The organism is Pseudomonas sp. 1 R 17 (assembly GCF_900067035.1).
In the GTDB taxonomy this organism is placed as follows: domain Bacteria; phylum Pseudomonadota; class Gammaproteobacteria; order Pseudomonadales; family Pseudomonadaceae; genus Aquipseudomonas; species Aquipseudomonas marginalis.
Genome location: NZ_FKLB01000022.1, coordinates 166,182 through 189,539, shown reverse-complemented (window position 1 = coordinate 189,539; position 23,358 = coordinate 166,182). Strand labels below are relative to the sequence as shown.

The 23,358-nt window shown below is 60.8% G+C and carries 18 protein-coding genes; 8 read left to right on the top strand and 10 right to left on the bottom strand.

What is annotated here, in order from left to right; translation table 11 throughout:
• Positions 1-1,152, top strand: coding sequence for an acyl-CoA dehydrogenase family protein (locus BFP99_RS07595; RefSeq protein WP_065946988.1), 1,152 nt, complete (start codon positions 1-3; stop codon positions 1,150-1,152).
• A gap of 83 nt (positions 1,153-1,235) precedes the next feature.
• On the opposite strand, the gene BFP99_RS07590 is transcribed toward BFP99_RS07595, so the two are convergent.
• The 5 genes from BFP99_RS07590 to BFP99_RS33240 are packed head-to-tail and all read right to left on the bottom strand — an operon-like array spanning position 1,236 to position 5,280.
• Positions 1,236-2,009 (bottom strand): enoyl-CoA hydratase, encoded by a 774-nt coding sequence (locus BFP99_RS07590; protein WP_065927523.1) that lies wholly within the window; start codon positions 2,007-2,009, stop codon positions 1,236-1,238.
• 11 nt (positions 2,010-2,020) lie between these two features.
• Positions 2,021-3,148 (bottom strand): acyl-CoA dehydrogenase, encoded by a 1,128-nt coding sequence (locus BFP99_RS07585; protein WP_065946987.1) that lies wholly within the window; start codon positions 3,146-3,148, stop codon positions 2,021-2,023.
• 12 nt (positions 3,149-3,160) lie between these two features.
• Complete coding sequence (locus BFP99_RS07580) at positions 3,161-4,345, bottom strand: acetyl-CoA C-acyltransferase (RefSeq protein ID WP_065946986.1); 1,185 nt, start codon at positions 4,343-4,345, stop codon at positions 3,161-3,163.
• A 12-nt stretch (positions 4,346-4,357) separates the two neighbouring features.
• A complete protein-coding gene (locus BFP99_RS07575; RefSeq protein ID WP_065946985.1) occupies positions 4,358-5,125 on the bottom strand; it encodes an SDR family NAD(P)-dependent oxidoreductase in 768 nt (255 codons plus the stop codon).
• Positions 5,125-5,280: a hypothetical protein gene (locus tag BFP99_RS33240; RefSeq protein WP_159440246.1), complete on the bottom strand. Its 156-nt coding sequence runs from the start codon at positions 5,278-5,280 to the stop codon at positions 5,125-5,127. Before BFP99_RS33240 ends, BFP99_RS07575 begins: the two co-directional genes overlap by 1 nt.
• 45 nt (positions 5,281-5,325) lie before the next feature.
• On the opposite strand from BFP99_RS33240, the gene BFP99_RS07570 reads away from it, so the two are divergent.
• The 4 genes from BFP99_RS07570 (at position 5,326) to BFP99_RS07555 (ending at position 10,630) form a co-directional block, all read left to right on the top strand.
• Complete coding sequence (locus BFP99_RS07570; RefSeq protein WP_065946984.1) at positions 5,326-6,219, top strand: bestrophin family protein; 894 nt, start codon at positions 5,326-5,328, stop codon at positions 6,217-6,219.
• A gap of 71 nt (positions 6,220-6,290) precedes the next feature.
• Positions 6,291-7,349 (top strand): tetratricopeptide repeat protein, encoded by a 1,059-nt coding sequence (locus BFP99_RS07565; protein ID WP_065927518.1) that lies wholly within the window; start codon positions 6,291-6,293, stop codon positions 7,347-7,349.
• Between the two features lie 111 nt (positions 7,350-7,460).
• Complete coding sequence (locus BFP99_RS07560) at positions 7,461-8,963, top strand: ATPase domain-containing protein (RefSeq protein ID WP_065946983.1); 1,503 nt, start codon at positions 7,461-7,463, stop codon at positions 8,961-8,963.
• Complete coding sequence (locus BFP99_RS07555) at positions 8,960-10,630, top strand: response regulator (RefSeq protein ID WP_065946982.1); 1,671 nt, start codon at positions 8,960-8,962, stop codon at positions 10,628-10,630. The genes BFP99_RS07560 and BFP99_RS07555 overlap by 4 nt, the downstream gene beginning before the upstream one ends.
• Positions 10,631-10,692: 62 nt before the next feature.
• Here the strand turns inward: BFP99_RS07555 and BFP99_RS07550 are convergent, their stop codons facing one another.
• The 5 genes from BFP99_RS07550 to BFP99_RS07530 form a co-directional block, all read right to left on the bottom strand.
• Complete coding sequence (locus BFP99_RS07550) at positions 10,693-11,070, bottom strand: response regulator (RefSeq protein ID WP_057703059.1); 378 nt, start codon at positions 11,068-11,070, stop codon at positions 10,693-10,695.
• Between the two features lie 78 nt (positions 11,071-11,148).
• The gene (locus BFP99_RS07545; protein ID WP_065927516.1) at positions 11,149-12,342 is read right to left on the bottom strand and encodes a hybrid sensor histidine kinase/response regulator; all 1,194 of its coding nucleotides are present in this window, start codon (positions 12,340-12,342) and stop codon (positions 11,149-11,151) included.
• Positions 12,336-12,935, bottom strand: coding sequence for a chemotaxis protein CheB (locus BFP99_RS07540; RefSeq protein ID WP_065946981.1), 600 nt, complete (start codon positions 12,933-12,935; stop codon positions 12,336-12,338). The genes BFP99_RS07545 and BFP99_RS07540 overlap by 7 nt, the downstream gene beginning before the upstream one ends.
• Positions 12,932-13,762 carry a CheR family methyltransferase gene (locus tag BFP99_RS07535; RefSeq protein WP_176719685.1) on the bottom strand — a complete coding sequence of 277 codons (831 nt, stop codon included), beginning with the start codon at positions 13,760-13,762 and terminating at the stop codon, positions 12,932-12,934. Before BFP99_RS07535 ends, BFP99_RS07540 begins: the two co-directional genes overlap by 4 nt.
• Positions 13,763-17,260: a response regulator gene (locus BFP99_RS07530; RefSeq protein WP_065946980.1), complete on the bottom strand. Its 3,498-nt coding sequence runs from the start codon at positions 17,258-17,260 to the stop codon at positions 13,763-13,765.
• A 219-nt stretch (positions 17,261-17,479) separates the two neighbouring features.
• On the opposite strand from BFP99_RS07530, the gene BFP99_RS07525 reads away from it, so the two are divergent.
• The 3 genes from BFP99_RS07525 to BFP99_RS07515 all read left to right on the top strand — a co-directional run bounded on the left by BFP99_RS07525 (position 17,480) and on the right by BFP99_RS07515 (position 23,233).
• Positions 17,480-21,031 carry a hypothetical protein gene (locus tag BFP99_RS07525; protein WP_141690761.1) on the top strand — a complete coding sequence of 1,184 codons (3,552 nt, stop codon included), beginning with the start codon at positions 17,480-17,482 and terminating at the stop codon, positions 21,029-21,031.
• A gap of 238 nt (positions 21,032-21,269) precedes the next feature.
• Positions 21,270-21,635, top strand: a complete 366-nt coding sequence (locus tag BFP99_RS07520; RefSeq protein WP_065927512.1) for a response regulator — start codon at positions 21,270-21,272, stop codon at positions 21,633-21,635.
• A 197-nt stretch (positions 21,636-21,832) separates the two neighbouring features.
• Positions 21,833-23,233: a DUF1254 domain-containing protein gene (locus BFP99_RS07515; protein ID WP_065946978.1), complete on the top strand. Its 1,401-nt coding sequence runs from the start codon at positions 21,833-21,835 to the stop codon at positions 23,231-23,233.
• Positions 23,234-23,358: the final 125 nt, after the last annotated feature.

The window sequence follows — 23,358 nt, the reverse complement described above, 5'->3', positions numbered from 1 at the left end:
ATGCAAGACATTGAATACACTGAAGAACAGGTAATGATCCGTGACATGGCGCGCGACTTCGCACGTGGTGAAATCGCTCCCCATGCCCAAGCCTGGGAAAAAGCCGGCTGGATCGACGACGCCCTGGTGGCGAAGATGGGTGAACTGGGCCTGTTAGGCATGGTAGTGCCGGAAGAATGGGGCGGCACCTATGTCGACTACGTGGCGTATGCCCTGGCCGTGGAAGAGATCTCGGCCGGCGATGGCGCCACCGGCGCACTGATGAGTATCCATAATTCAGTGGGTTGCGGGCCAATCCTCAACTACGGCACCGATGCCCAGAAACACACCTGGCTGGCCGACCTTGCCAGTGGCCAGGCGATTGGCTGCTTCTGCCTGACCGAACCCCAGGCCGGCTCCGAGGCCCACAACCTGCGCACCCGCGCCGAATTGCGCGATGGCCAGTGGGTGATCAATGGCGCCAAGCAGTTCGTCAGCAACGGCAAGCGCGCCAAGCTGGCGATTGTATTTGCCGTGACCGACCCGGACCTCGGCAAGAAGGGCATTTCCGCGTTCCTGGTACCCACCGACACCCCGGGGTTTGTGGTCGACCGTACCGAACACAAGATGGGTATTCGTGCCTCGGACACCTGCGCCGTGACCCTCAACCACTGCAGCGTGCCCGAGGCCAACCTGCTCGGCGAGCGCGGCAAAGGCCTGGCCATCGCCCTGTCCAACCTCGAAGGCGGCCGCATCGGCATTGCCGCCCAAGCCCTGGGCATCGCCCGTGCGGCCTTCGAGGCGGCGCTGACCTATGCCCGCGACCGGGTGCAATTCGACAAGGCGATCATCGAACACCAAAGCGTGGCCAACCTGCTGGCAGACATGCAAACCCGCCTGAACGCTGCCCGTTTACTGATCCTGCACGCGGCGCGCCTGCGCAGCGCCGGCAAGCCGTGCCTCTCGGAAGCGTCCCAGGCCAAGCTGTTCGCCTCGGAAATGGCCGAGAAGGTCTGTTCCAGCGCAATGCAGATTCATGGCGGCTATGGATATTTGGAGGATTACCCGGTGGAGCGTTACTACCGGGACGCGCGGATCACGCAGATTTACGAAGGGACCAGCGAGATACAGCGGATGGTGATTGCCCGGGAACTCAAAAACTACCAGCTGTAGGAGCTGCAAGTCTTAAGCTGCAAGCTTCAAGTAAAAGCGCATTGGCGATTACTTGCAGCTTGCAGCTATACAGTTGGCAACGGCTACTTATCCTTGAACTCAGGCGCACGCTTGGCCACAAACGCCGCCATGCCTTCCTTCTGATCCTGCGTGGCGAACGCGGCATGGAACACCCGGCGCTCAAAGCGCACGCCTTCCGACAGGCTCACTTCAAACGCACGGTTCACACTTTCCTTGACCATCATGCTGATCGGCACCGATTTGCCGGCAATCAGCGTGGCGACCTTCAGCGCCTCGTCGAGCAGTTCATCGGCGGGCACGATGCGCGCGACAATCCCGCAGCGCTCGGCTTCCACCGCATCGATAAACCGTCCGGTCAGGCACATTTCCATGGCCTTGGCCTTACCCACCGCGCGGGTCAGGCGCTGGGTGCCGCCCATGCCCGGCAGCACGCCGAGGTTGATTTCCGGCTGACCGAACTTGGCGCCGTCACCGGCCAGGATAAAGTCGCACATCAGCGCCAGTTCGCAGCCACCGCCGAGGGCGAAGCCGTTGACCGCGGCGATGATCGGCTTGCGACGGTTGGCGACGCGGTCGCTGTCACTGAACAGGTCGTCGAGGTAGATCTGCGGGTAGGTCAGCTCGGCCATTTCCTTGATGTCGGCGCCGGCGGCGAAGGCTTTTTTCGAGCCGGCCAGCACGATGCAGCCGATTTCCGGGTTGGCCTCCAGGCCATCCAGCGCCTGGTTCAACTCGCTGACCAACTGCGCATTCAGGGCGTTCAGGGCTTGGGGACGGTTGAGGGTAATCAACCCGACGCGGCCCTGGACTTCGAGCAAAATGGTGTCGTAACTCATGTATCGGCTCCTTAGAGATTGCGTGAGATGACCATGCGTTGAATATCGCTGGTGCCTTCGTAAATCTGGCAGACCCGCACATCGCGGTAGATCCGCTCCAGGGGGAAGTCGCTCAGGTAACCGTAACCGCCCAGGGTTTGCAAGGCGGCGGAACAGACTTTTTCGGCCATTTCCGAAGCAAACAGCTTGGCCATCGAGGCTTCGACCAACGCCGGCTTGCCGCTGTCCCGCAGGGCGGCGGCGTAGTGCACCATCTGCCGCGCCACGGCGATTTGGGTGGCCATGTCCGCCAGGCGAAAGGCCACGGCCTGGTGTTCAATGATCGGTTTGCCGAAGCTTTCGCGCTCTCGGGCGTAGTCGCGTGCAGCCTCGAAAGCGGCGCGGGCCATGCCCACCGATTGCGAGGCGATGCCGACGCGACCGCCTTCAAGGTTGGCCAGGGCGATCCTGTAGCCCTCGCCCTCCTCCCCAAGACGGTTGGCCACCGGCACCTTTACATCCTCGAACAGGATCTGACAGGTATCGGAGGCATGCTGGCCGAGCTTGTCCTCGACCCGCGCCACGCTGTAGCCCGGCGAATCGGTGGGCACGATAAACGCGCTGATGCCACGCTTGCCCGCTGCCGGGTCGGTCACCGCGAACACAATCACCACCCCGGCATTCTGGCCGGAAGTGATGAACTGTTTGCAGCCATTGAGCACGTAATGATCGCCTTCACGCCGTGCGCGGGTTTTCAGGCCACTGGCATCCGAACCGGCTTGCGGCTCAGTCAGGGCGAAAGCACCGAGCATGGCGCCGCTGGCCAGGGGCTTGAGGAATTGCTCTTTCTGCTGATCGTTGCCGAAGCTCAGGATCGGCACGCAGCCCACCGAGTTGTGCACGCTCATGATGGTGGAGCAGGCGCCGTCACCGGCGGCGATTTCTTCCAGGGCCATGGCGTAGGCCAGGTAACCCGTGGCGCAACCGCCCCACTGTTCGGGCACCAGCATGCCGAAAAAGCCCAGTTCGGCCATTTCGCCGATGGCTTCCTTGGGAAAGCGATGTTCGCGGTCCCACTCGGCGGCAAACGGTTTGAGCCGCTCCTGGGCAAATTGCCGGGCGGCGTCGCTGATTTGCAGTTGTTCGTCATTGGGCAGCATTGGGCTCAGTCCTTAATACAGGCATTCGACGGCCATGGCCGTGGCTTCACCGCCGCCGATACAAATGGCGGCGACGCCCCGCTTGAGGCCTTTCTGGCGCAGGGCCGAGAGCAGGGTGACCAGGATCCGCGCGCCGGACGCGCCAATCGGGTGGCCCAGGGCGCAGGCACCGCCGTGGACATTGACCTTGGCGTGGGGGATTTCCAGCTTGCTCATGGTCACCAGGCTGACCACGGCAAAGGCTTCGTTGATTTCAAACAGATCGACGTCGTCGAGGCTCCAGCCGGTCTTGCTCATCAGCTTGCGAATCGCGCCCACCGGCGCCATCGGAAACAACCCCGGTTCATCGGCAAACGCTGCGTGCCCATGGATCACCGCCAACGGTTTGAGCCCCCGCTGTTGTGCCTCGGACTCGCGCATCAGCAGCAATGCGGCCGCGCCGTCGGAAATCGAGCTGGAATTGGCCGCCGTCACCGTGCCGCCTTCGCGGAACGCCGGTTTGAGGCCGGGAATTTTTTCCGGCCTGGCCTTGGGCGGTTGTTCGTCATGCAGGATGGTTTTCTGCTCTTTGCAGACGGCGACCTGTACCGGGACAATTTCGGCGGCGAAGCTGCCATGGGTGATTGCCTCCTGCGCACGGGTCAGCGACGCGATGGCAAACGCATCCTGCGCCTCACGGCTGAAGCCGTTGAGCTGCGCGCACTCCTCGGCAAAGGTGCCCATCAGGCGGCCTTTTTCATACGCATCTTCCAGGCCGTCGAGGAACATGTGGTCGATGACCCGCCCGTGCCCCATACGATAGCCGCTGCGGGCGCGGTCCAGCAGGTAGGGCGCGTTGGACATGCTTTCCATGCCGCCGGCGATCACCACGTCGACGCTGCCGGCCAGCAGCGAATCATGGGCGAGGATCGCCGCTTCCATGCCCGAGCCGCACATCTTGTTGAGGGTGGTGCAACGCGTGGACTTATCCAACCCGGCGCCCAAGGCGGCTTGACGCGCGGGCGCCTGGCCCAGGCCGGCGGGCAGCACGCACCCAAACAACACCTCATCCACGGCGTCGGCGGCGATGCCTGCACGCTCGATCGCCGCACGGATGGCGGCAGAGCCCAGTTGCGGCGCAGTCAGGCCCTTGAGGTCGCCCTGGAACCCGCCCATGGGCGTGCGCACGGCGCTGACAATCACGATGGGATCATTCATGGCTCATCCTCCTTACTTGGCCGCCATGCGCAAGGCGCCGTCGAGACGGATCACCTCGCCATTGAGCATGCTGTTTTCAATGATGTGCCGCACCAGCGCGGCGTATTCGGCAGGCTTGCCCAGGCGCGGCGGAAACGGCACGCCGGCGGCCAGGGAGTCGCGTACTTCCGGGGTCATGCCGGCCATCATCGGGGTTTCGAAAATGCCCGGGGCGATGGTCATCACGCGAATGCCGAAGCGCGCCAGCTCACGGGCGGCGGGCAAGGTCAGGCTGGCTATCGCGCCTTTGGACGCCGCATAAGCGGCCTGCCCGATCTGCCCGTCGAACGCAGCCACCGACGCGGTATTGATGATCACCCCGCGCTCGCCGTCGGCGTTCGCTTCCGTTTCGGCGATGGCCGCTGCCGCCAGGCGCAGCAGGTTAAAGCTGCCTATCAGGTTGACGTTGATCACCTGGGCAAAGCTGGCCAGCCCGTGGGGGCCAGTCTTGCCGAGGATCTTTTCACCGCGTACCACCCCCGCGCAATTGACCAAGCCATGCAAACCGCCAAACGCCGCGACGGTTGCCTGCACGGCGGCTTCGGCAGCCGCTTCCTGGCTGATATCCGCCACTGCGCTGCGGGCGTTGTCGCCGAGCTGCCTGGCCTTGGCCGCCACGGCGTCGGCATTCAAATCCACCAGCATGACCTTGGCGCCGGCCGCGACCAGCATATCTGCGGTGGCCGCACCGAGGCCGGAAGCGCCGCCGCTGACCAGAAAAACCTTGTTCTCAATCTGCATTATTGTTTCCTTGAACGGTCGAGATCGTCGAAATAGTCGCTCTGCAACGCCACGGCAGCAATGGTCAAAGCCTTCAACATGGCTGACTGGTTTGGCCAATCATCGACCGCGCTGATCGTCCGGTCAGCCCAAGCGATTGGACGTGCGTCGTGCAAGCTCCTAACCTGAGGGCCTGCGCCACCGAAGAAGTCCTCCCCGCGATGATCGTACGTCCCAAACCGAACCTGCTGGGCATCCTGTTTTCCCTAAAGGGCTCGATTGCCAAGCGCATCGCCCTGCGCAGCCTGCTGGTCACGCTGCTGGCGTCGGTGATCGTGCTGGTGGAAACCCTGCACCCGGCCTATTTCTCCAAGGTCAACGCCACGCCCTTTACATTGCTCGGGCTGTCGCTGTCGATCTTCATGAGTTTTCGCAATAACGCCTGCTATGACCGCTGGTGGGAAGGCCGCAAGCAACTGGGGCAGATGATCATCGAGGTGCGCTCGCTGATTCGCGAGACCCAGGTGCTCACTGATCCGGCGGAGCGTAGGCGCCTGCTGCGGGGCCTGGGCGGCTTCGCCCACGGGCTGGTCGCGCGCTTGCGCCACGAAGACGAAGCCCGGGCGATCCAGCCCTGGGCGAGCGTGGAAGCGAGTCATCCCAACCTGCCTGACCGGGTGCTGCAACAGATTGGCGCGGGATTTTCCGCCCTGGCCGAGCAAGGCGCCCTCAGCGAATGGCGTTACACCCAGTTGGAAACCCGTCTGGTAAGCCTCAGCCAGGTACAGGCCGCGTGCGAGCGAATCAAAAGCACGCCGCTGCCCTTCCCCTACACCTTGCTGCTGCACCGCACCATTTACCTGTTCTGCATCCTCTTGCCGTTCGCCATGGCCGAACCCCTGGGCTGGCTGACGCCGGTGTTTACCGCCATTGTCAGCTACACCTTCTTCGGCCTCGATGAGATCGGCGACGACCTGGAAGACCCTTTCGGCTTTGACGAAAACGACCTGCCCTGCAATGCGATCCTGCGCACCCTGGAGCGTGAGCTGCTCGCCGCCCTCGGCGAAACCGACCTGCCGCCGGCCCTGGAGCCAGTGGAATACGTGCTGACCTGACGCGGGTTTGACACCTGCCGTGGTCTGGCCGAAGCTTGCGGCTTTGCTTCTTCAGCTTTTCGGACGCCTGCATGTCAAAGTCACGCCGTTACGCCATCGTCGGCCTGTGCGCCCTGTTGTTGATTGTGCTGATCACCTGGTATTTCTCCCGCACCGCCCAGGTGGCCGTGCCTCCTGCCATTGCCCACGGTTACTCAAAAGCCTTGAAACAGGCGCATAACGGCGAGCCGGGCGCCGCGCGCGTGCTGTATCAGCAACTGGGCCGGCCGGACCTGTCACCCGAACGCCGCGCCGCGCTGCATGCCGAATTGCCCAACTACCCCAGCCCCCAGGCCTTGAAGCTCGCCGATAAAGACCTCACCAGCGACTCAGCGTTGGTGCGCGAAGCGGCCATCCACAGCATTGTCGGCCTGGTGCCCAGCGGCCAGCGCACCCTTCTGCTGGGCCCGGTGCTCGATGATCCCGAACAAAGCGTACGCTTTGCCGCCGCCAATGCCCTGCTCGGCCTGTCGCCCGACACCTTGGGCCTGTACTTCGGGCCATTGCAGCAGGTATTGGACGAGTTCGTGAAAAAGCTCAAGGCCCAGCCGGAAACGGCCGAAGGCTGGATTCAACTGGCGCGCCTGTACATCCACAGCGCCCTGCTGCCGGAAGCACAAAACGCGCTGGAACAGGCCATGCGCTTGCAGCCGGACAACCTGCAAGCGGTGGTCGCGCAGATCGAGTTGCTGGATAAACAGGGCAAGACCGATGAGTCCCGCCAATTGCTGGCCCGGCAATTGGCGGCGCACCCTGAGTCGGCCTACCTGCAACATGCCCTGGGTATGTGGCTGCTGCACCATGGCGAGCGCCCCTATGCGTTGCTCGGCCTGTCCAAGGCCGTGGAGCTGGAGCCGGACAATCAGGATTACCGCTACGACCTCGCTACCACCCTGCATGCCCAGCAGGAATTGGAAGCGGCCCAGCGCCAGTTGGAGGAAATCGTCCAGCGCCACCCGGCCAATCGCAAGGCGCGGGTGCTGCTGGTCAATTATTGGAAAGAAAGCGGCCAATTGCAGAATGTGCAGGTGCTGCTCGCCCAGCTCGAACAGCAAAACCCTGACGATCCGGCACTGCAGCAAGGCCTGTAGGCACAATAATCGCGCATCAGTTTGAACCGCCACAAAGCGCTACGGTCAAGAGAACATGGCGCGTCCACCTGGATGCGCATCCTCTACTCGTATGTGACCTGAGGGCACTTCTTGTCTACATCCAAAGCGTTGTTAACCGAAAAAGCAGCCATCGGCATCGAAGGTCTCGACGACATTCTTGCCGGAGGGCTATCGCGCAGCCACCTGTTCCTGCTGGAAGGTGAACCTGGCACCGGTAAAACCACGGTCGCCCTGCACTTCCTGCAGGCCGGGGCGAAAGCGGGTGAGCGAACGCTCTACATCACACTGTCCGAAACCGAGCGTGAGTTGCGCCAGGGCGCCGAGTCCCACGGTTGGGACCTGGACGACAATATTTATATCTTCGAACTGACCCCGCCGGAGAGCCTGCTGGATGCCGAGCATCAGCAGAGCCTGCTGTACTCTTCGGACCTGGAGCTGGGCGAAGCAACCCGGCAGATCTTCGAAGTGGTGGAGCGGGTCAAGCCGACCCGAGTGGTCATCGACAGCCTCTCGGAAATCCGCCTGCTCGCGCAAAGCTCGCTGCGCTATCGCCGCCAGATCCTGGCGATCAAGCATTACTTCGTGCGCTACGACGCCACCGTGCTGCTGCTCGACGACCTGACTACCGAATCACTCGACAAAACCGTGCACAGCGTGGCCCACGGGGTGATTCGCCTGGAAGAACTGACCCCCAACTACGGCGCCGAACGCCGTCGCGTGCGGGTGGTGAAATATCGCGGGCAGAAATATCGGGGTGGGTTTCACGACTTCACCATCATGCACGATGGCATCCACGTCTTTCCGCGCCTGGTCGCGGCGGAGCATCGTGGCGGTTACATACGCCAGACCTTGAGCAGCGGCATTCGTGAGCTGGATGCCCTGATGGGCGGCGGCGTCGAGACCGGCTCCAGCAGCCTGATTCTCGGCCCGGCCGGTACCGGCAAATCGCTGATCTCGATGATCTTCGCCGCAGCGGCGGTAGGCCGTGGCGAAAAGGCCGCGCTGTTTATCTTCGATGAAGAACTGGGCCTGCTGTTCGAGCGCATGAACAATATGGGCATCGACCTCGCCGCCCTGCAGGCCACCGGCAACCTGCTGATCGAACAGGTGGACGCGGCCGAGTTGTCCCCCGGCGAGTTTTCCCACCGCGTGCGTCGTTGCGTGGACGAGCGCGGGATCAAGACGGTGGTCATCGACAGTATCAATGGCTACCAGGCGGCAATGCCGGAAGAAAACGCGCTGATCCTGCATATGCATGAACTGCTGCTGTACCTCAACCGCCGTGGCGCGGCGACGTTCATGACCGTCGCGCAACATGGACTGGTCGGCGACATGCAGGCTCCTGTCGACATCACTTACCTGGCCGACACCGTGATTCTGCTGCGTTATTTCGAGGCGTTGGGCAAGGTGCGCCGCGCCATCTCGATTATCAAGAAACGCACCGGCGCCCACGAGTCGACTATCCGTGAATACCGTATCAGCAGCCGTGGCATGACCGTCGGAGAACCGCTGGACAATTTCCAAGGCGTGTTGCGTGGCATTCCAACCTACATGGGCGCAGGCTCGCCTCTGCTCAAGGATGAGGGCGTGTGACCACCATTTCACCTGTATCCGAACGCGCAATCGTCCTGGCGCCCATGGGCCGTGATGGTTCGTTGGCGCTGATGATGCTCAAGGAAGCCGGCTACACCGGCATGGTTGCCAGCAGCCTGCCCGCATTGTGCGAGGCCGTGGAGCAAGGCGCCGGGATGCTTATCATCGCAGCCGAAGCCTTGCGCGGCGCGGACCTGGAGCCCCTGCTGGAATACCTTCACCAGCAGCCCGCCTGGTCCGACCTGCCCATCGTGCTGATGACCCATCACGGCGGCAGCGAGCAGAACGGTTCATCCCACCTCAGCGGCCTGCTGGGCAACGTGACGTTCCTGGAGCGCCCCTTCCACCCCGTGACGTTGATCAGCCTGGTGAGCGCGGCCCTGCGTGGACGGCGTCGGCAATATGAAGCACGGGACAGGTTGATCGACCTGAGCGAGAGCGAACTGCGCCTGCAGCGCACCCTTGAGACCCTGGAGCAGCAAGTCGAGGAACGCACGGCGCAGTTGCGCAGCAATGAAGAAGCCTTGCGCCAATCCCAGAAGATGGAAGCCGTCGGCCAGTTGACCGGCGGTATCGCCCATGACTTCAACAACATGCTCACCGGTATTATCGGCAGCCTGGAGCTGCTGCGAAGGCGTGTGTCCCGCGGCAAGCTGGACGATCTGGACAGCCTGATCGACCTCGGCGTGACCTCCGCCAACCGCGCCGCCGGCCTCACCCACCGCCTGCTGGCGTTCTCGCGGCGCCAATCGCTGGATTCCAAGCCGGTACAGATCAACCAACTGGTGACGTCCATGGGCGAGCTGCTGCAACGCAGCCTCAACGAAAGCATCGCCTTGGACATGCGCCTGGACACTCAGTTGTGGACCGCCGAGGCCGACCCCAATCAACTGGAAAGTGCCCTGCTCAACCTGGCGCTCAACGCCCGGGATGCCATGCCGAGTGGGGGCCGCCTGGTTGTCGAAACCTGCAACCGTCACCTCGACAGCGTCTTCACCGCCGCCTACGGCACGCTCAAGCCCGGCGACTACGTGGAACTGAGCGTCAGCGACACCGGCTGCGGTATTCCGGAAAGCCTCATGGGCCGGGTATTCGACCCCTTCTTTACCACCAAGCCCATTGGCCAGGGCACCGGCCTGGGCTTGTCGATGATCTACGGTTTCGCGCGCCAGTCGCGCGGCCATGTAACCCTCCACAGCGAGGTAGGCAAAGGCACCACGGTGAGCCTGTTCCTGCCGCGTTTCGTCGGCGAAATCACCCCCGATGTGACCGTGGACCCTGCCCTGTTGCCGATCGCCAACAGCGGGGAAACCGTGCTGATCGTCGAGGACGACCCGGCGGTGCGCGTGCTGGTCAGCCAGGTATTGAGTGAGCTGGGCTACGCCTTTGTCGAAGCGGGCGATGCCGATGGCGCACTGCCGATTATCGAATCCAGCCAGCGCATTGACCTGCTGATCAGCGACGTCGGCTTGCCCGGCATGAATGGACGCCAACTGGCAGAGATAGGCCGGCAGGTTCGTCCGGACCTGAAGGTGCTGTTCATTACCGGATATGCCGAGCATGCGGCGGTGCGTGGGGGGTTCCTGGATCCGGGGATGCAGTTGATCACCAAGCCGTTTACCTTTGATTTGTTGACGGCGAAGGTGCGGGAGATGATTCGGGCGTAAATGGCCATTAGCCAAGCAGTGTCATTCAGGCTCAGGAAGAGCCTGATGCACCACCTGGCCCTTCAGGCCAACAACCGCTGTATATGCTCCTGCAAGGTATCCAGGTCAAACGGCTTGGCCAGGATCGGCGCATTGCGCGTGATCGGGCTGTTGCAGTCGAGAATCTCCTGCGGGTAGCCGCTGATAAAGATCACTTTCAATTCCGGGCGCAACTTGAGCGCGGGCTCAGCGATCTGCACGCCGGAAATCCCACCGGGCAAACGGTAGTCGGTGACCATCAGGTCCAAGTGCGGCTTGGTGGCGAGGATTTCAAAGGCCTGCTCCCCGTTGATCGCCTTCAATACCCGATACCCCAGGCCGGCCAGGTACTCACCCAGCACAAACATAATGGATTCGTCGTCCTCGACGATCAGTACGACATCTTGTGCATCTTCACTCATGGGAAGCCTTTGTCCGGTCAATTGCTGCAATTACGACCATGGGGTCACGTAGAGGTTGCGTCGGGGTGACGATTGATTTCATGCCGACGGTTCAAGGGGCAGGCACACCCGGAACAAGGCGCCCTCGCCTATCTGGCTCTCGACCTCGATGGTGCCGCCATGGGCGGCTACGATCTGCTCGGAAATAAACAACCCAAGGCCCAGTCCCGCGGCAACCTGGCTGGCTGACACACGTTCGAACTGCTGGAAAATACGCTTCTGGTTCTCTTCGCTGATGCCGATCCCGTGGTCACGCACTTCTACCCTGGCTTCGCCATGCTCGGTATACACGCGCACCTCCACCGGGCTCTTGGCCCCGTAGCGCAGGGCGTTGGTCAGCAGGTTGGTGACCACCTGTTCGATACGAAACTCATCCCAGTTGCCCACCACCGGCCCCTCGGCCGCGAGGTGCATCGACGATTCGGCGGCAGCCACCTGCGGTGCGAAATTCTCCACCAGGTTGCTCACCAATTGCGCCAGGTCGAAGCGCCCCGGGCGTATCGACAGTTTGCCGGTGCGGATACGCGAGACGTCGAGCATGTCTTCGATCAGGCGGATCAGGCTCTGGATCTGGCGCTCATCGCGGTCGACCATGGCGTGCATCTTGTCCAGGGTGAACGCGGCGGCGTTATCCCGGGCCAGGTGCATCTTGCGCAGCTGGGTTTCGAGAATCAGGCCGTTAAGGGGCGTACGCACCTCGTGGGCGACGATCGACATGAAGTCGTCGCGCATGCGCACTGCCTGCTCCAGCTCGGCCTGGGTGGCCTGCAGGCGCGTGAGCAACAGCTCCTGCTCGCGGCGGCTGCGCTCCAGGGCTTCGACTTGCTGCTTCATCGCCTTGCTCTGACGGTACAGGTCGACAAACACATTGACCTTGCTCTTGACCGCGTGGATATCCAGCGGCTTGTGCAGGAAGTCCACGGCGCCACTTTCATAGCCCTTGAACGCATAATTGAGTTCACGGCCGGCGGCGCTGACGAACACAATCGGAATGTTTTTGGTTTTCTCGGTGCCGCGCATCAGCTCGGCCAGTTCGAACCCGTTCATGCCGGGCATCTGCACATCGAGAATCGCCATGGCGAACTCGTGCTCCAGCAACAGGGACAAGGCCTCATCGGCGCTCAAAGCCTTGAAGACCTGACGGTCCTCGCGCTTGATCAACGCTTCGAGGGCCAGCAGGTTTTCCGGCAGATCGTCGACGATCAGCAGTTTGGCCTGGACAGTACTTAACATGGGGAGGATTCCAGGGAAGCCAGCAATGCGGCAATGCGGCTCAGGGTCAGAATATGGTCAGGGGTGTGCAGGGCCAGGGCCGCCCGCGGCATCACGGCAATCCGCGCTTCGCTGGGGTCCTGGACCACCGTGGTGCCGCCCGAATGCTTGACATGGGCCAGCCCGTGGGCGCCGTCCTGGTTGGCCCCCGTCAACAAAATCGCCAGCAGGCCCTGGCCATAGGCATCGGCGGCGGAGGCAAACAGGTAGTCGATCGCCGGCCGGGAATGGTGTACCCGCTCTTCCTGGCTGAGGGACAGGCTGCGGTCATGCTCGACCGAAAGGTGATAACCAGGCCCGGCGAAATACAACGTGCCCGCCTGGATCGCTTCCTTGTCCTGCCCTTCCCGTACCGGAATCGGCAGGCGTCGCGCAAAGACTTCCGCCAGTTGGCTGCGGCGCTCATCCGGCAGGTGCAATACGGCTATGATCGGCAGGCCGAAGGTGTCGGGCAGTTCGCTGAAAATACTCAGCAACGCCTCGACGCCGCCGGCGGAGGCGCCGACGACGATGGCTTCAATCCCGCGAATCGGGTTGGCGGCAACGTCGTTCATGATTTGCGGTAGATCCGTTCCTGCTTGACCAAGGGTTCGAATTGCTTGCTGTAGGCGGAAAAGTCCAGGGTTTCCTTACTGCCCAGGACCAGGAAGCCGCGATGGCACAGCGACTCATGAAACAATCCAAACGCCCGATCCTGCAATTTTTTATTGAAATAGATCAGCACGTTACGACATGAAATTAATTGAGTTTCTGAGAATACACTGTCGGTTGCCAGGCTATGGTCGGCGAAGGTCACATTCTCCCGCAACGATTTGTCGAAGATCGCGTAATCGTAAGCCGCCGTGTAGTAGTCGGCAAATGATCGCTGCCCCCCGGCCTGCTGATAATTGGCGGTGTAGGCCCGCACATTCTCCAGGGAGAAGATGCCTTGCTTGGCTTTATCCAGGGACGCGGGGTTGATGTCGGTGGCATAGATGATCGTGCGTTCCAGCAGCCCTTCCTCACGCAACAGGATGGCCATGGAGTACACCTCCTCCCCCGTGCTGCAGCCGGCAATCCAGATCTTGATCGACGGGTAGGTCTTGAGCAGCGGCACCACTTCCTGACGGATCGCCAGGAAGTGCGACGGGTCGCGAAACATCTCGCTCACCGGGATCGTCAGGAACTGCAGCAACTGCATGAACGCCGCCGGGTCGTGCAGCACCCGCTCCTGCAGCGCTGAAATCGTGGCGCAGTCGAACTGGCGCAAGGCATGGGCCACGCGGCGTTTGACCGACGCGCCGGAGTAGTCGCGAAAGTCGTAGCTGTACTTGAGGTAAATCGCCTCGATCAACAGGCGCAGCTCAATATCGCTGTTCTTCTCCAAAAAACGTTGCTCCACTTAAATGCGTTCCATCTTCGGTAGCCACACGCGAATCAGCGAGAACAGGCGATCCAGGTCGATCGGCTTGGCCAGGTAGTCGTTGGAACCCGCCGCGAGGCAGCGCTCCTGGTCGTCTTTCATGGCCTTGGCCGTCACCGCGATGATCGGCAGTTTCTTCCAGCGCGGGTCCTGGCGGATCAAGGCGGTGGCCTCGTAGCCGTCCATCTCCGGCATCATCACGTCCATCAGCACCAGGTCGATATCGTCGACTTCATTGAGTCTCTCGATGGCTTCGCGGCCGTTACGCCCGATCACCACCACGGCACCTTTGTGCTCCAGGGCGCTGGTCAGGGCGAAGATGTTACGCACATCGTCGTCCACCAACAGGATCTTGCGCCCCTCGAAGACCTTATCGCGGCTGCGAGCGGTCTTGAGCATCTTCTGGCGGTCATGGGACAGCTGGGATTCGACTTTGTGCAGAAAGAGTGTGACTTCATCGAGCAGGCGCTCTGGCGAGCGGGCGCCCTTGATGATGATCGAGCGCGAATACTTGCGCAGTTCGGCCTCTTCATCGCGGGTCAGGTTGCGCCCGGTGTAGACGATCACCGGCGGGAACGAGCAGATATCTTCGGTGGCCATGCGCTTGAGCAACTCGTTGCCCAGCATGTCCGGCAGCTTGAGGTCGATGATCATGCAGTCATAGACGTTGGTGCGCAGCAGTTCCAGGGCGGCCTGGGCATAGCCGACATCGGTGATCTCGATGTCATCGTCGCCGATCAGGCGGGCAATGCTGTCGCGCTGCAGGTCATCGTCCTCCACCAGCAGTACGCGCTTGACCTTCTGGGTCAGCTTGGCCTCAAGGCGCGCAAACACGTCCTTGAGCTCTTCGCGCGTCGTCGGTTTTACCGCATAGCCGATGGCGCCCATATGCATGGCGGCTTCGACACGGTCCTCCACGGAAATCACGTGCACCGGGATATGGCGCGTGTTGGCGTGCTCCTTGAGGCGTTGCAGCACGGTGAGCCCGGAATGGTCCGGCAGGCGCATGTCCAGCAGGATCGCATCGGGAATGTACTCCTCGGCCAGGCTGTAGCCCTCGTCCGCACCGTGGGCCACCAGGCACTGGTAACCCAGCTCATGGGCCAGGTCGAACAGGATACGGGCGAAGTTCGGTTCGTCCTCCACCACCAGGATGCAGCGGGTGGTGAACGGCGCCTTGTCGCGGTCATCGGCGAAGCGCGGGATCTGCCTGGTGTCGGCCACCGGCAGCGGCGAAATTGCGATGGGCGTGGGTGCGGGTGCGGTAATCACCTGGCGCGGCGGCTCGATTGGCGCGGCATCTTCCTCGCGTTCGACATACTGCTCCGGCAACACCAGGGTGAAGGTGCTGCCTTTGCCGGGCTCACTGGTCAAGCTGATATAGCCGCCAAGCAACGCGGCCAGGTCGCGGGAAATCGACAGGCCCAGGCCAGTGCCGCCGTAACGGCGGTTGGTGGTGCCATCGGCCTGGCGGAACGCCTCGAAGATGCTTTCCTGCTGGTCCGGGGCAATCCCGATGCCCGAATCGCGCACGGTAAAGGCGATGCCTTCCCCCGGCGCGCGGGACACCGACAGGCTGACCTCGCCTTGCTCGGTGAACTTGATCGCGTTGGAGAGCAGGTTCTTGAGGATCTGCTCCAGGCGCTGGCGGTCGGTGAACAGCATGATCGGTGCATCGGCCTGCACCTGTACCTGAAACCCCAGCTTACGGTCGGCGGCCAACGGCTCGAACATCCCGCGCAGGCCATCGACCAGGCGCGTGACGCTTGAATTTTCCGGCCGCACTTCCAACTTGCCGGCTTCCACCTTGGAAATATCCAGGATGTCGTTGATCAGGTTGAGCAGGTCATTGCCCGCCGAATAGATCGACTCGGCAAACTTGACCTGTTCGGCGCTGAGGTTTTCCTGAGGGTTTTCCGCCAGCAACTTGGCCAGGATCAACGAACTGTTCAGCGGCGTGCGCAGTTCGTGGGACATATTGGCGAGGAATTCGGACTTGTACTTGCTGGAGCGCTGCAATTCATCGGCGCGATCTTCCAGCTCCAGCTGGGCCTGGTTGAGTTCGACGTTCTTGCGGTCCATGGCGTCGCGCTGTTCGGCCAGGGTCTGGGTCTGTTCGGCCAGTTGCTCGTTGGTCTGCTCCAGCTCTGCCTGCTGGGTTTCCAGGTGAGCCTGAGACTCCTTGAGAATGCGCGACTGTTCTTCGAGTTCTTCGTTGGCGGTCTTGAGTTCTTCCTGCTGGACCTGCAGTTCTTCGTTGAGCTGCTGGGTTTCGGCCAGCACTTCCTGCAGGCGTTGGCGATAACGGGCGGCTTCGATGGAGGTGCCGATATTGCCGGCGATCAGCTCCAGCAGTTCGACGTCGCGCTCCTCCAGCGGGCGCAAAAAGCCCAGTTCGATCACACCGTTGACACGGTCGTCATCGCTGGTGGGAACCACCAGCACGCTGCGGGTCGAGCCTTCCCCCAGGCCGGAGCTGACCTTGAAGTAGTCCACCGGCACGTCGTCCAGGCGAATCAGGCGATCGAGCTGGGCGGCCTGCCCGACGATGCCCTCATCGCTGTAGATCGACTGCTCCAGCTGTTCCTGCTCGCGGGAGAAACCATAGGTGGCCACGCGCTTGAGGCCGCCGTGCTCTTCGCGGACATACAGCGCCGCCACCGCCGAGCCCATGTACTGGGCAAAGAACTGCAGGATATTGCGTCCGAGCATGTTCAGGGTGAGTTGGCCGAGCACTTGTTCGGCCAGTTCGGTCTGGCCGTTACGCAGCCATGCCTGTCGCTCCAGGCGCTGCGCGATCTTCTGTTGTGACGCGAGGTTTGCGCTGTAACTATCTGACAGGGAAAGTAAATTTTTTCTACCGATATACGCCAGGATCCCGCTCAGGCCGAGAACGAACAACAGATAGAGGGTGACGCTGATCACCGTGGTGCGCGTGACTTGTTCGTTGCGAGTGATCCGGAACTGCTGCTCCATCGCCACCGCGTCCTCGTATTCCTTGCGAATTTCGTCGGTCAGGCGCTTGCCCCGGCCGGACTTGACGGCGTTGCGGTAGTCACCGCTTTCGCGCTGCAGGTCGATCATCGACTGGGCGTATTTGTTCCATTCGGCTTGCAAGGCTTCCAGGCGTTTCAGGCGGTCCACCTGTTGCGGGTTGTCCGCCACCAGCTCCTGCAAGTTACGCAGGTCGGCAATGATGCGCGGCTTGGCCACTTCGTACGGGTCGAGGAAGTGCTCATCCCCGGTGATCAGGAAACCACGCATGCCGGTTTCAAGATCGACGGTCAGCTTGGACGACTCGTTGAGGTTGTTGATGACCCGGTCCGTGTGCTCCACCCACTGGATCACCGCAAGCAAATAGGTGATCAGACAGACGAAAAACACCGCGCTGAGCACGCCCACACCCAGGGGCAATGCCACGTTTCGGCTGAGCAGTGTACGAAAGCTCTTTTCATCGACGGACGACGCGGGAGTCATGGGCATGCCTTGGCCAAATAGGGAAAAACCGGGAGTTTGCCCCAAAGTGCCGGTAGAGGGCTACGTTTCTGACGCGAAACATATTCACATCCCAAACTTGCCACCGCCGATGCCCGACATTTATGGAACCAATGCCGGAGGAACACCTTTGTGCGCTCCCGACACTCAACGGAGGTCTGAAGCAGGTCCAGGGAGGACCAACAACCAAAGGTAATGAAAATGTCATCCTCATTGAGCGTCCAACCACGCCCCTCGGTTATAGATCACTCCATTGCATCGACGCCTGCTCAGTCGCAGGCCACCCCTGGTAACACCCTGTCCATACACAGCGACCCAGCTTCAACACCTGCACGACGCTCCTCGGATGAATCGCAGCCTCTTTCACCCCAAGCACGCGCGCAGGCAAACGCACAGAACTGGAAGAACCTCGCGCACCAGCTCACCGAGGCGACGAAGAGCCTGGGAGAGGACGCGACTCCAGCAGCCGTGTTGTCACATTTGAAAACCACTCAAACAGTCATTGATCCACACTCGGCCTTTCACCCGTCCGGCATGCCGGGCAGCGAGTCCGCCGCCAGCCTGGAAAGCTTTATCAAGCATCACGATTTACCTATCCCTGAAACCCGAGCTGACCTGGTTCACTTGGCAGATGCCGCTAACGCTCGGGCCCTGGAACCGCCGCTGGGTGATCTAGGAGGTGGCTTATCCTGGCCCCTTCCCCTGACCCAGGAACAACGGCGCAAGATACGGGTCATCGTCGAGTCCAGCATCCTGCGCAGCAATATCCGGACAGAGCCCTCCTTAGTCCGGGCGGAGCTGGCCAAAGCGGCGCTGGGTGCGCTTATCAAGGCCAGCGCTCTTTCGGATGTCGAACTGCAAGACCCGGCCAGGGCGCTGGACACCCTGCTCAAGTCCCCCGTGGCCCAGAAGATAGGGCAAGGGATCCAGGACGGGCTGAATGGTATCGACACGCCAACCAGCATCAGCGATTACGTGTTGGCCGCCCTTCACATCGGTCTCGATCGTGAATCCGTCGTGTTGCCTGTGAGAAATTCAATCGCCGGCTTTGACTTGAGCCATCAAGACTATTGGGGCCTGCCACCGTCAGCCATCGTCGAGGGGCTCAGTAAACATCTGGTGACTAAAGGCAGGGCCACGCCGGCCACGGCCAAGCTGGCCACCCACCTGTTGCTGTCACGCACAGCCCCCCAGTTCCTGGTCAAGGATATTCCCGACACACTGGTGAACGGCAGCCAGGCCTGGGTGAGTTTCTGCCTTGCGGTGGCCAAGGTCGAAGCGAGTGCGCCGGGGACCGCATCACAAATGAGCTACGGCCAGGTCATGAGTGCCGCACAAGCCTTGAATGGTCCTGCGGAACACGCCATCACGCCGTTGTTACTGGATTGGGGCGTGTCCAATGGTTTGGTCGAAAAGAAGGACGATGCCCTCTACACCCCTGAGGAAGTGGACAGCATCCGGACCGCGTTCAATGAGCAGTTAAGTGCCAGAATCAAGGCCTCCCAATCACTCACTGCCGAGATTCCAAGTAGAAAAGCCATCGCCCTGGAAAAACTCAAGGAGCATTTTGGCGAGCGCACTGACTTTGAGTCGAAAAGTCTCTCAACCGTCTCCGATGACAAAGCCAAGCAACTGGATGGCAAGCACTCGATGCTGGACATGGCCATGATGGGCATCAACGTCAACTGGAAAACCGACGACCCTGGCCTTCCTATCCACGCGATCAACCAGCAACCCAGGCTCAACGTCAATGGGATATTCCTGGGGCAATACGAATCGGCAATCGAATCACTCAAAGATGGCATTGAGACCCAGGTAAAACACATGATTTCCGAGCTGCCACTGGAAGATCGGAAAAACCTGGAGTTCGGTAAAATCGAATTATTTCAATACAACCAATACAAGATTGGCAGGGGTTTCATAAACCCGGCCACTTTCCAATCCAAGCTCAATGAATTGCTGGTAAGAACCGAAAGGCAGGTTGACGGAAAAACCGAGGTCAATGTTTATGAGATCGATGTCCGGAACAAACGCATCGTCAAGCGACAGAGTGAGGCAGCCATTACGCGGGGTGGATGGCGCGACGCGAATATATCGACCAAAGTGGAAAAGTTCACCCCTGAGCACAAGGACCGGCTCGAGCGAGAACAGCCGCCGGAGGACCCTTCTCGTCCCCCATCGAGTTTCACCTCTACCCGAACACACGACCTGGCAGGCGCTTTTTTTGAGCACCTTGGTATCAGGAACCAATGGCAACAAGCCAGGGGAAGCACGACATTCGATCAGCAGAAAGAAAGTAATGAGCGACTCAGGCAGTTTTTTCTCAACTTGATTCCCTTGAGATCGGCCATTGTCAACTTTCGTGACGGTGACTATGAAGCCGGGCTTTTGGACCTCGGCCTGGATGCTCTCGGGCTGCTGACCATGGGTTACGGTGCTGCCCCAAAGCTCGCCAAGGTGGCTTCATCCTCGGCGTCCACTGCCGTAAAGGCATTGCAGGCGGGTCGCGTCATCGGCAGTAGCCTTATCAGCTCGCTCAACCCGTTGAGCGGAGTGAGGGGCGCGGCGACGGGAGGCGCCAAGCTGGCCACGCGCGGCGCAAAATTTCTCGGCGACTCCGGGCAGGTACTGATCAACAAGGTGCGTGGCGCATCCGGAAGCTATGACCTGTTGAAGGCGGCAAACAAGCAATATGGCCCGACGCTGATAGGGTCTTATAAGGTCGGAGAGCAAAGCGTCGAAGGCTTTGCCGTGTTGAAAAACGATCAGTGGTTCAGTTATGACCCTGTCCGGAACCTGCCCTATGGCCCGCCAATCGAGGATTTCTCCCCCCTGCGCGGCAGTCTGTTCGATAGCGTCGCGGATATGCACCTGACGAGTGTAGGAACGAATATCGCTAAGGCGAGGACCTCCAACGCACTTCCAAAATTCAACCAGGGTTATCGAAGCGGTGCATTGGATGACCTGTCGGATTACGCTGGAGAGCGCAGTTTCGAAGCGTTGGTGGCACTCGCCGCAAAACCTGGCAGGACACCGGAAGAAATGGGGATTCTGGCCAGGGAGTTGAAGACCAGAAGAATTGAAGACGGCGAGTATTTCACCGCGCTGCTTGCCAGCGACGTCGGGAATCCCGGGGTTTCCATCAATCGCTTTGCCCAGTCGGACTACCTCGGCCGTGTCGATCTGACCTCCAAGGGCGATTGCGCCGGGCTATCGAATGCCATGGCGCTCGCCTTGCATCGAGGCGACGAAAAAATATTCCTCGACAATCTTCGCAAGGCGTCCACGACTAAATCGCCCTCTTCGCTGCATGACAAATTCAATCGCGATATAAAAACACTGCAGTACGCCGTAAACACAAAGGACACCTTCCATATAAACGCCGCCCCTTCACTGATCAATCATCAGTCCATCATCGACGACCTGAGCAAGTCCACTGCGTCAAAATACCTGAGAATCAGCACGGAAGATCACGCCATGCTGGCGGGTGTCAGAGTCAAGGATGGCCAAAAAGAGTGGTTTTTCTTCGAACCCAATGGCGGGCTGGTCAGTTTTGACAACGTAGAGTCCATGCGCGAAGGCATCGAAAAAATCCTCAGCAGCGGCGGTGTCAGCGCGACCTTGAAGCCTAAGGTTTCGCCGGCGGGCAAAAAGGAATTCCACGTGAGCGCTTTCCATCCCGATGACATCGTCACAGACAAGGTCGACAGTTTTGCGGTTTCAATCATGGTGTCCACGCCCTTGCCGTCTTGATGCATGGGACTGCCCCGGCCCCCGGCAGGGTTGGGGCTCCTGAAAAAGCAAGGCGTTGAACGGTGCGCAGGAGGGCGCCACTGACCGCTCGCGGCCCCTCGTGGTTAACGCGACATTTTCCTCCATTCCCGTCACAATGCCCGCGCCAACGGAACTTGCCGAGATTGACGCGACTCATTAGAGAATGGTCTTTCAACCGCTAAAGACCTGCACCTCCATTTTTTCGGGAACCCTCATTATGTCCGCAGCCCCCTCCACCCTCCTTGTCGTCGAAGACGATGCCATCGTGCGCATGTTGATCGTTGATGTGCTCGAAGAGTTGGAGTTCCTGGTGCTTGAAGCTGCCGACGCTGAAGAAGCCTTGAAGATTGTCGAAAATGCCGCGCAGCACATCGACCTGATGATGACCGACGTCGGCCTGCCGGATATGGACGGTAAGCAATTGGCAGCCAAGGTGCGTGAAGTGCGGCCCACCCTGCCGATCCTGTTTGCCAGCGGCTATGCCGAGAACATCGATGTGCCCGCCGGCATGCAGGTGATCGCCAAGCCGTTCTCCATCGATCAATTGCGCGACAAAGTCAAATCGATGCTGCCTGCCGCCTGACCCCCCCTCTTTTACACAGTGCCGCCCATCGAGGCGGCTATTGTGCGTCTTTACCCACAGGTTCAAGCCGCCGTACGGATCGGCATTGATGAGTTCGCATAATTCGCAGGGATTAACGTGACGTTCGGGAAATAAAACAGGAAACTCATCGCCTTTATTCCCCGTCAGTCAAACGCACTTTGGAAGGACGCGACAACATGATTGGAAAACCGACGCGCCTGCTGTTGGCGAGCCTCTCGATACTCATGAGTACCGGCGCCTGGGCCGATTTCACCGCCACCCCCAGCGAAGCCCGGGCCATCGCCAAGGAAGCCTACCTGTATGGCTACCCAGTGGTGGAGATGTACAAGACGCTCTACACCCAGGCCGTCGACAAGGGCGGCGCCAACTTCAAGGCGCCGTTCAACCATATCGGCAATACAGCTCAGGTGTTCACCCCCAAGGACACCGCGGTCGTCACCCCGAACCTGGACACGCCCTACTCCTTCGTCTGGCTGGACCTGCGCAGCGAGCCTCAGGTTCTGACACTGCCCAGGATCGAAGACAACCGTTATTACTCGGTGCAGTTGATCGATCTCTACACACAGAACATCGCCTACCTGGGCACCCGCAGCACCGGCAACAACGGCGGCCACTACATGATCGCCGGCCCCGACTGGAAAGGTCAGCAACCGGTCAACGTGGACCGTGTGGTGTACAGCGAAAGCAACATCGCCTACGCCCTCTACCGTACGCAGTTGTTCGACGAGAAGGACCTGAACAAGGTCAAGCAGATCCAGAACGGCTACAAAGTGCAGTCACTGAGCAGCTACGTGAAGCAAGCCGCGCCGGCCAAGGCTCCGAAAGTGGAGTGGCCCAAGCCCATGGCGACCATGACCGAAGGTCCGCAACTGTTTCGCTACCTGAACTTCATGCTGGCCTTCGCCGCGCCCCAGGACAGCGAGAAAGACCTGCTGGCGCGTTTCGCCAAGATCGGTATCGCCCCAGGCGCGCCCTTCAAGGTCAAGGCGTTGACCGCTGAACAGCGCAAGGCCCTGGAAGACGGTATCTCCGATGCCCGCGCCGAGTTTGCCGCGTTCAAAAAGGACAAGGTCGACACGCATCAAGTCTCCAGTGCCGATTTGTACGGCAGCCGCGACCACCTGAACAACAACTACCTGTACCGCTACGCCGGTGCGGACATGGGGATTTTCGGTAACTCCGGCGATGAGGTCGCGTACCTGAGCTACGTCATCGACAGCGAGGGCAAGCCTGCCAACGGCGCACGCCACAGCTACACCGTGCATTTCGCCAAGGACCAGTTGCCACCGGCCGATGCGTTCTGGTCCCTGACCATGTACGACGCCAAGACCAAGCAACTGGTGCCCAACCACAAGAAACGCTACCTGGTCAACTCGCACATGCTGTCCGGCCTCAAGCGCGACGCCGATGGCGGCCTGACCCTGGCCCTGCAGCACCACGAGCCGCCAAAAGCCGAGCAGAGCAACTGGTTGCCGGCCCCACCCGGTCCGTTCTACGCAATCCTGCGGATTTACCTGCCCACGCCTGAGGTGGGTAACGGCCAGTGGAAACTGCCGCCGTTGACGCCGCTCAAGTAACACCGCGTGCCCGGTCGCCGCAGGGCTGGACCGGGCCAGTCCTACCACGAGCCCTACCCCCTACTACCGCTGGTTTATCAACCTGTAAAACGGGTAACGTGCGCGCGATTGTCTATGGAGTTGCA

Excerpts from the sequence above, each read along its gene's own strand:
- BFP99_RS07540 (WP_065946981.1), bottom strand. The coding sequence starts at position 12,935 with ATGAACGACGTTGCCGCCAACCCGATTCGCGGGATTGAAGCCATCGTC.
- BFP99_RS07565 (WP_065927518.1), top strand. The coding sequence starts at position 6,291 with ATGTCAAAGTCACGCCGTTACGCCATCGTCGGCCTGTGCGCCCTGTTG.
- BFP99_RS07595 (WP_065946988.1), top strand. The coding sequence starts at position 1 with ATGCAAGACATTGAATACACTGAAGAACAGGTAATGATCCGTGACATG.
- BFP99_RS07530 (WP_065946980.1), bottom strand. The coding sequence starts at position 17,260 with ATGACTCCCGCGTCGTCCGTCGATGAAAAGAGCTTTCGTACACTGCTC.
- BFP99_RS07525 (WP_141690761.1), top strand. The coding sequence starts at position 17,480 with ATGTCATCCTCATTGAGCGTCCAACCACGCCCCTCGGTTATAGATCAC.
- BFP99_RS07515 (WP_065946978.1), top strand. The coding sequence starts at position 21,833 with ATGATTGGAAAACCGACGCGCCTGCTGTTGGCGAGCCTCTCGATACTC.
- BFP99_RS07575 (WP_065946985.1), bottom strand. The coding sequence starts at position 5,125 with ATGCAGATTGAGAACAAGGTTTTTCTGGTCAGCGGCGGCGCTTCCGGC.
- BFP99_RS07570 (WP_065946984.1), top strand. The coding sequence starts at position 5,326 with ATGATCGTACGTCCCAAACCGAACCTGCTGGGCATCCTGTTTTCCCTA.
- BFP99_RS07580 (WP_065946986.1), bottom strand. The coding sequence starts at position 4,345 with ATGAATGATCCCATCGTGATTGTCAGCGCCGTGCGCACGCCCATGGGC.
- BFP99_RS07590 (WP_065927523.1), bottom strand. The coding sequence starts at position 2,009 with ATGAGTTACGACACCATTTTGCTCGAAGTCCAGGGCCGCGTCGGGTTG.
- BFP99_RS07520 (WP_065927512.1), top strand. The coding sequence starts at position 21,270 with ATGTCCGCAGCCCCCTCCACCCTCCTTGTCGTCGAAGACGATGCCATC.
- BFP99_RS07550 (WP_057703059.1), bottom strand. The coding sequence starts at position 11,070 with ATGAGTGAAGATGCACAAGATGTCGTACTGATCGTCGAGGACGACGAA.
- BFP99_RS07545 (WP_065927516.1), bottom strand. The coding sequence starts at position 12,342 with ATGTTAAGTACTGTCCAGGCCAAACTGCTGATCGTCGACGATCTGCCG.
- BFP99_RS07585 (WP_065946987.1), bottom strand. The coding sequence starts at position 3,148 with ATGCTGCCCAATGACGAACAACTGCAAATCAGCGACGCCGCCCGGCAA.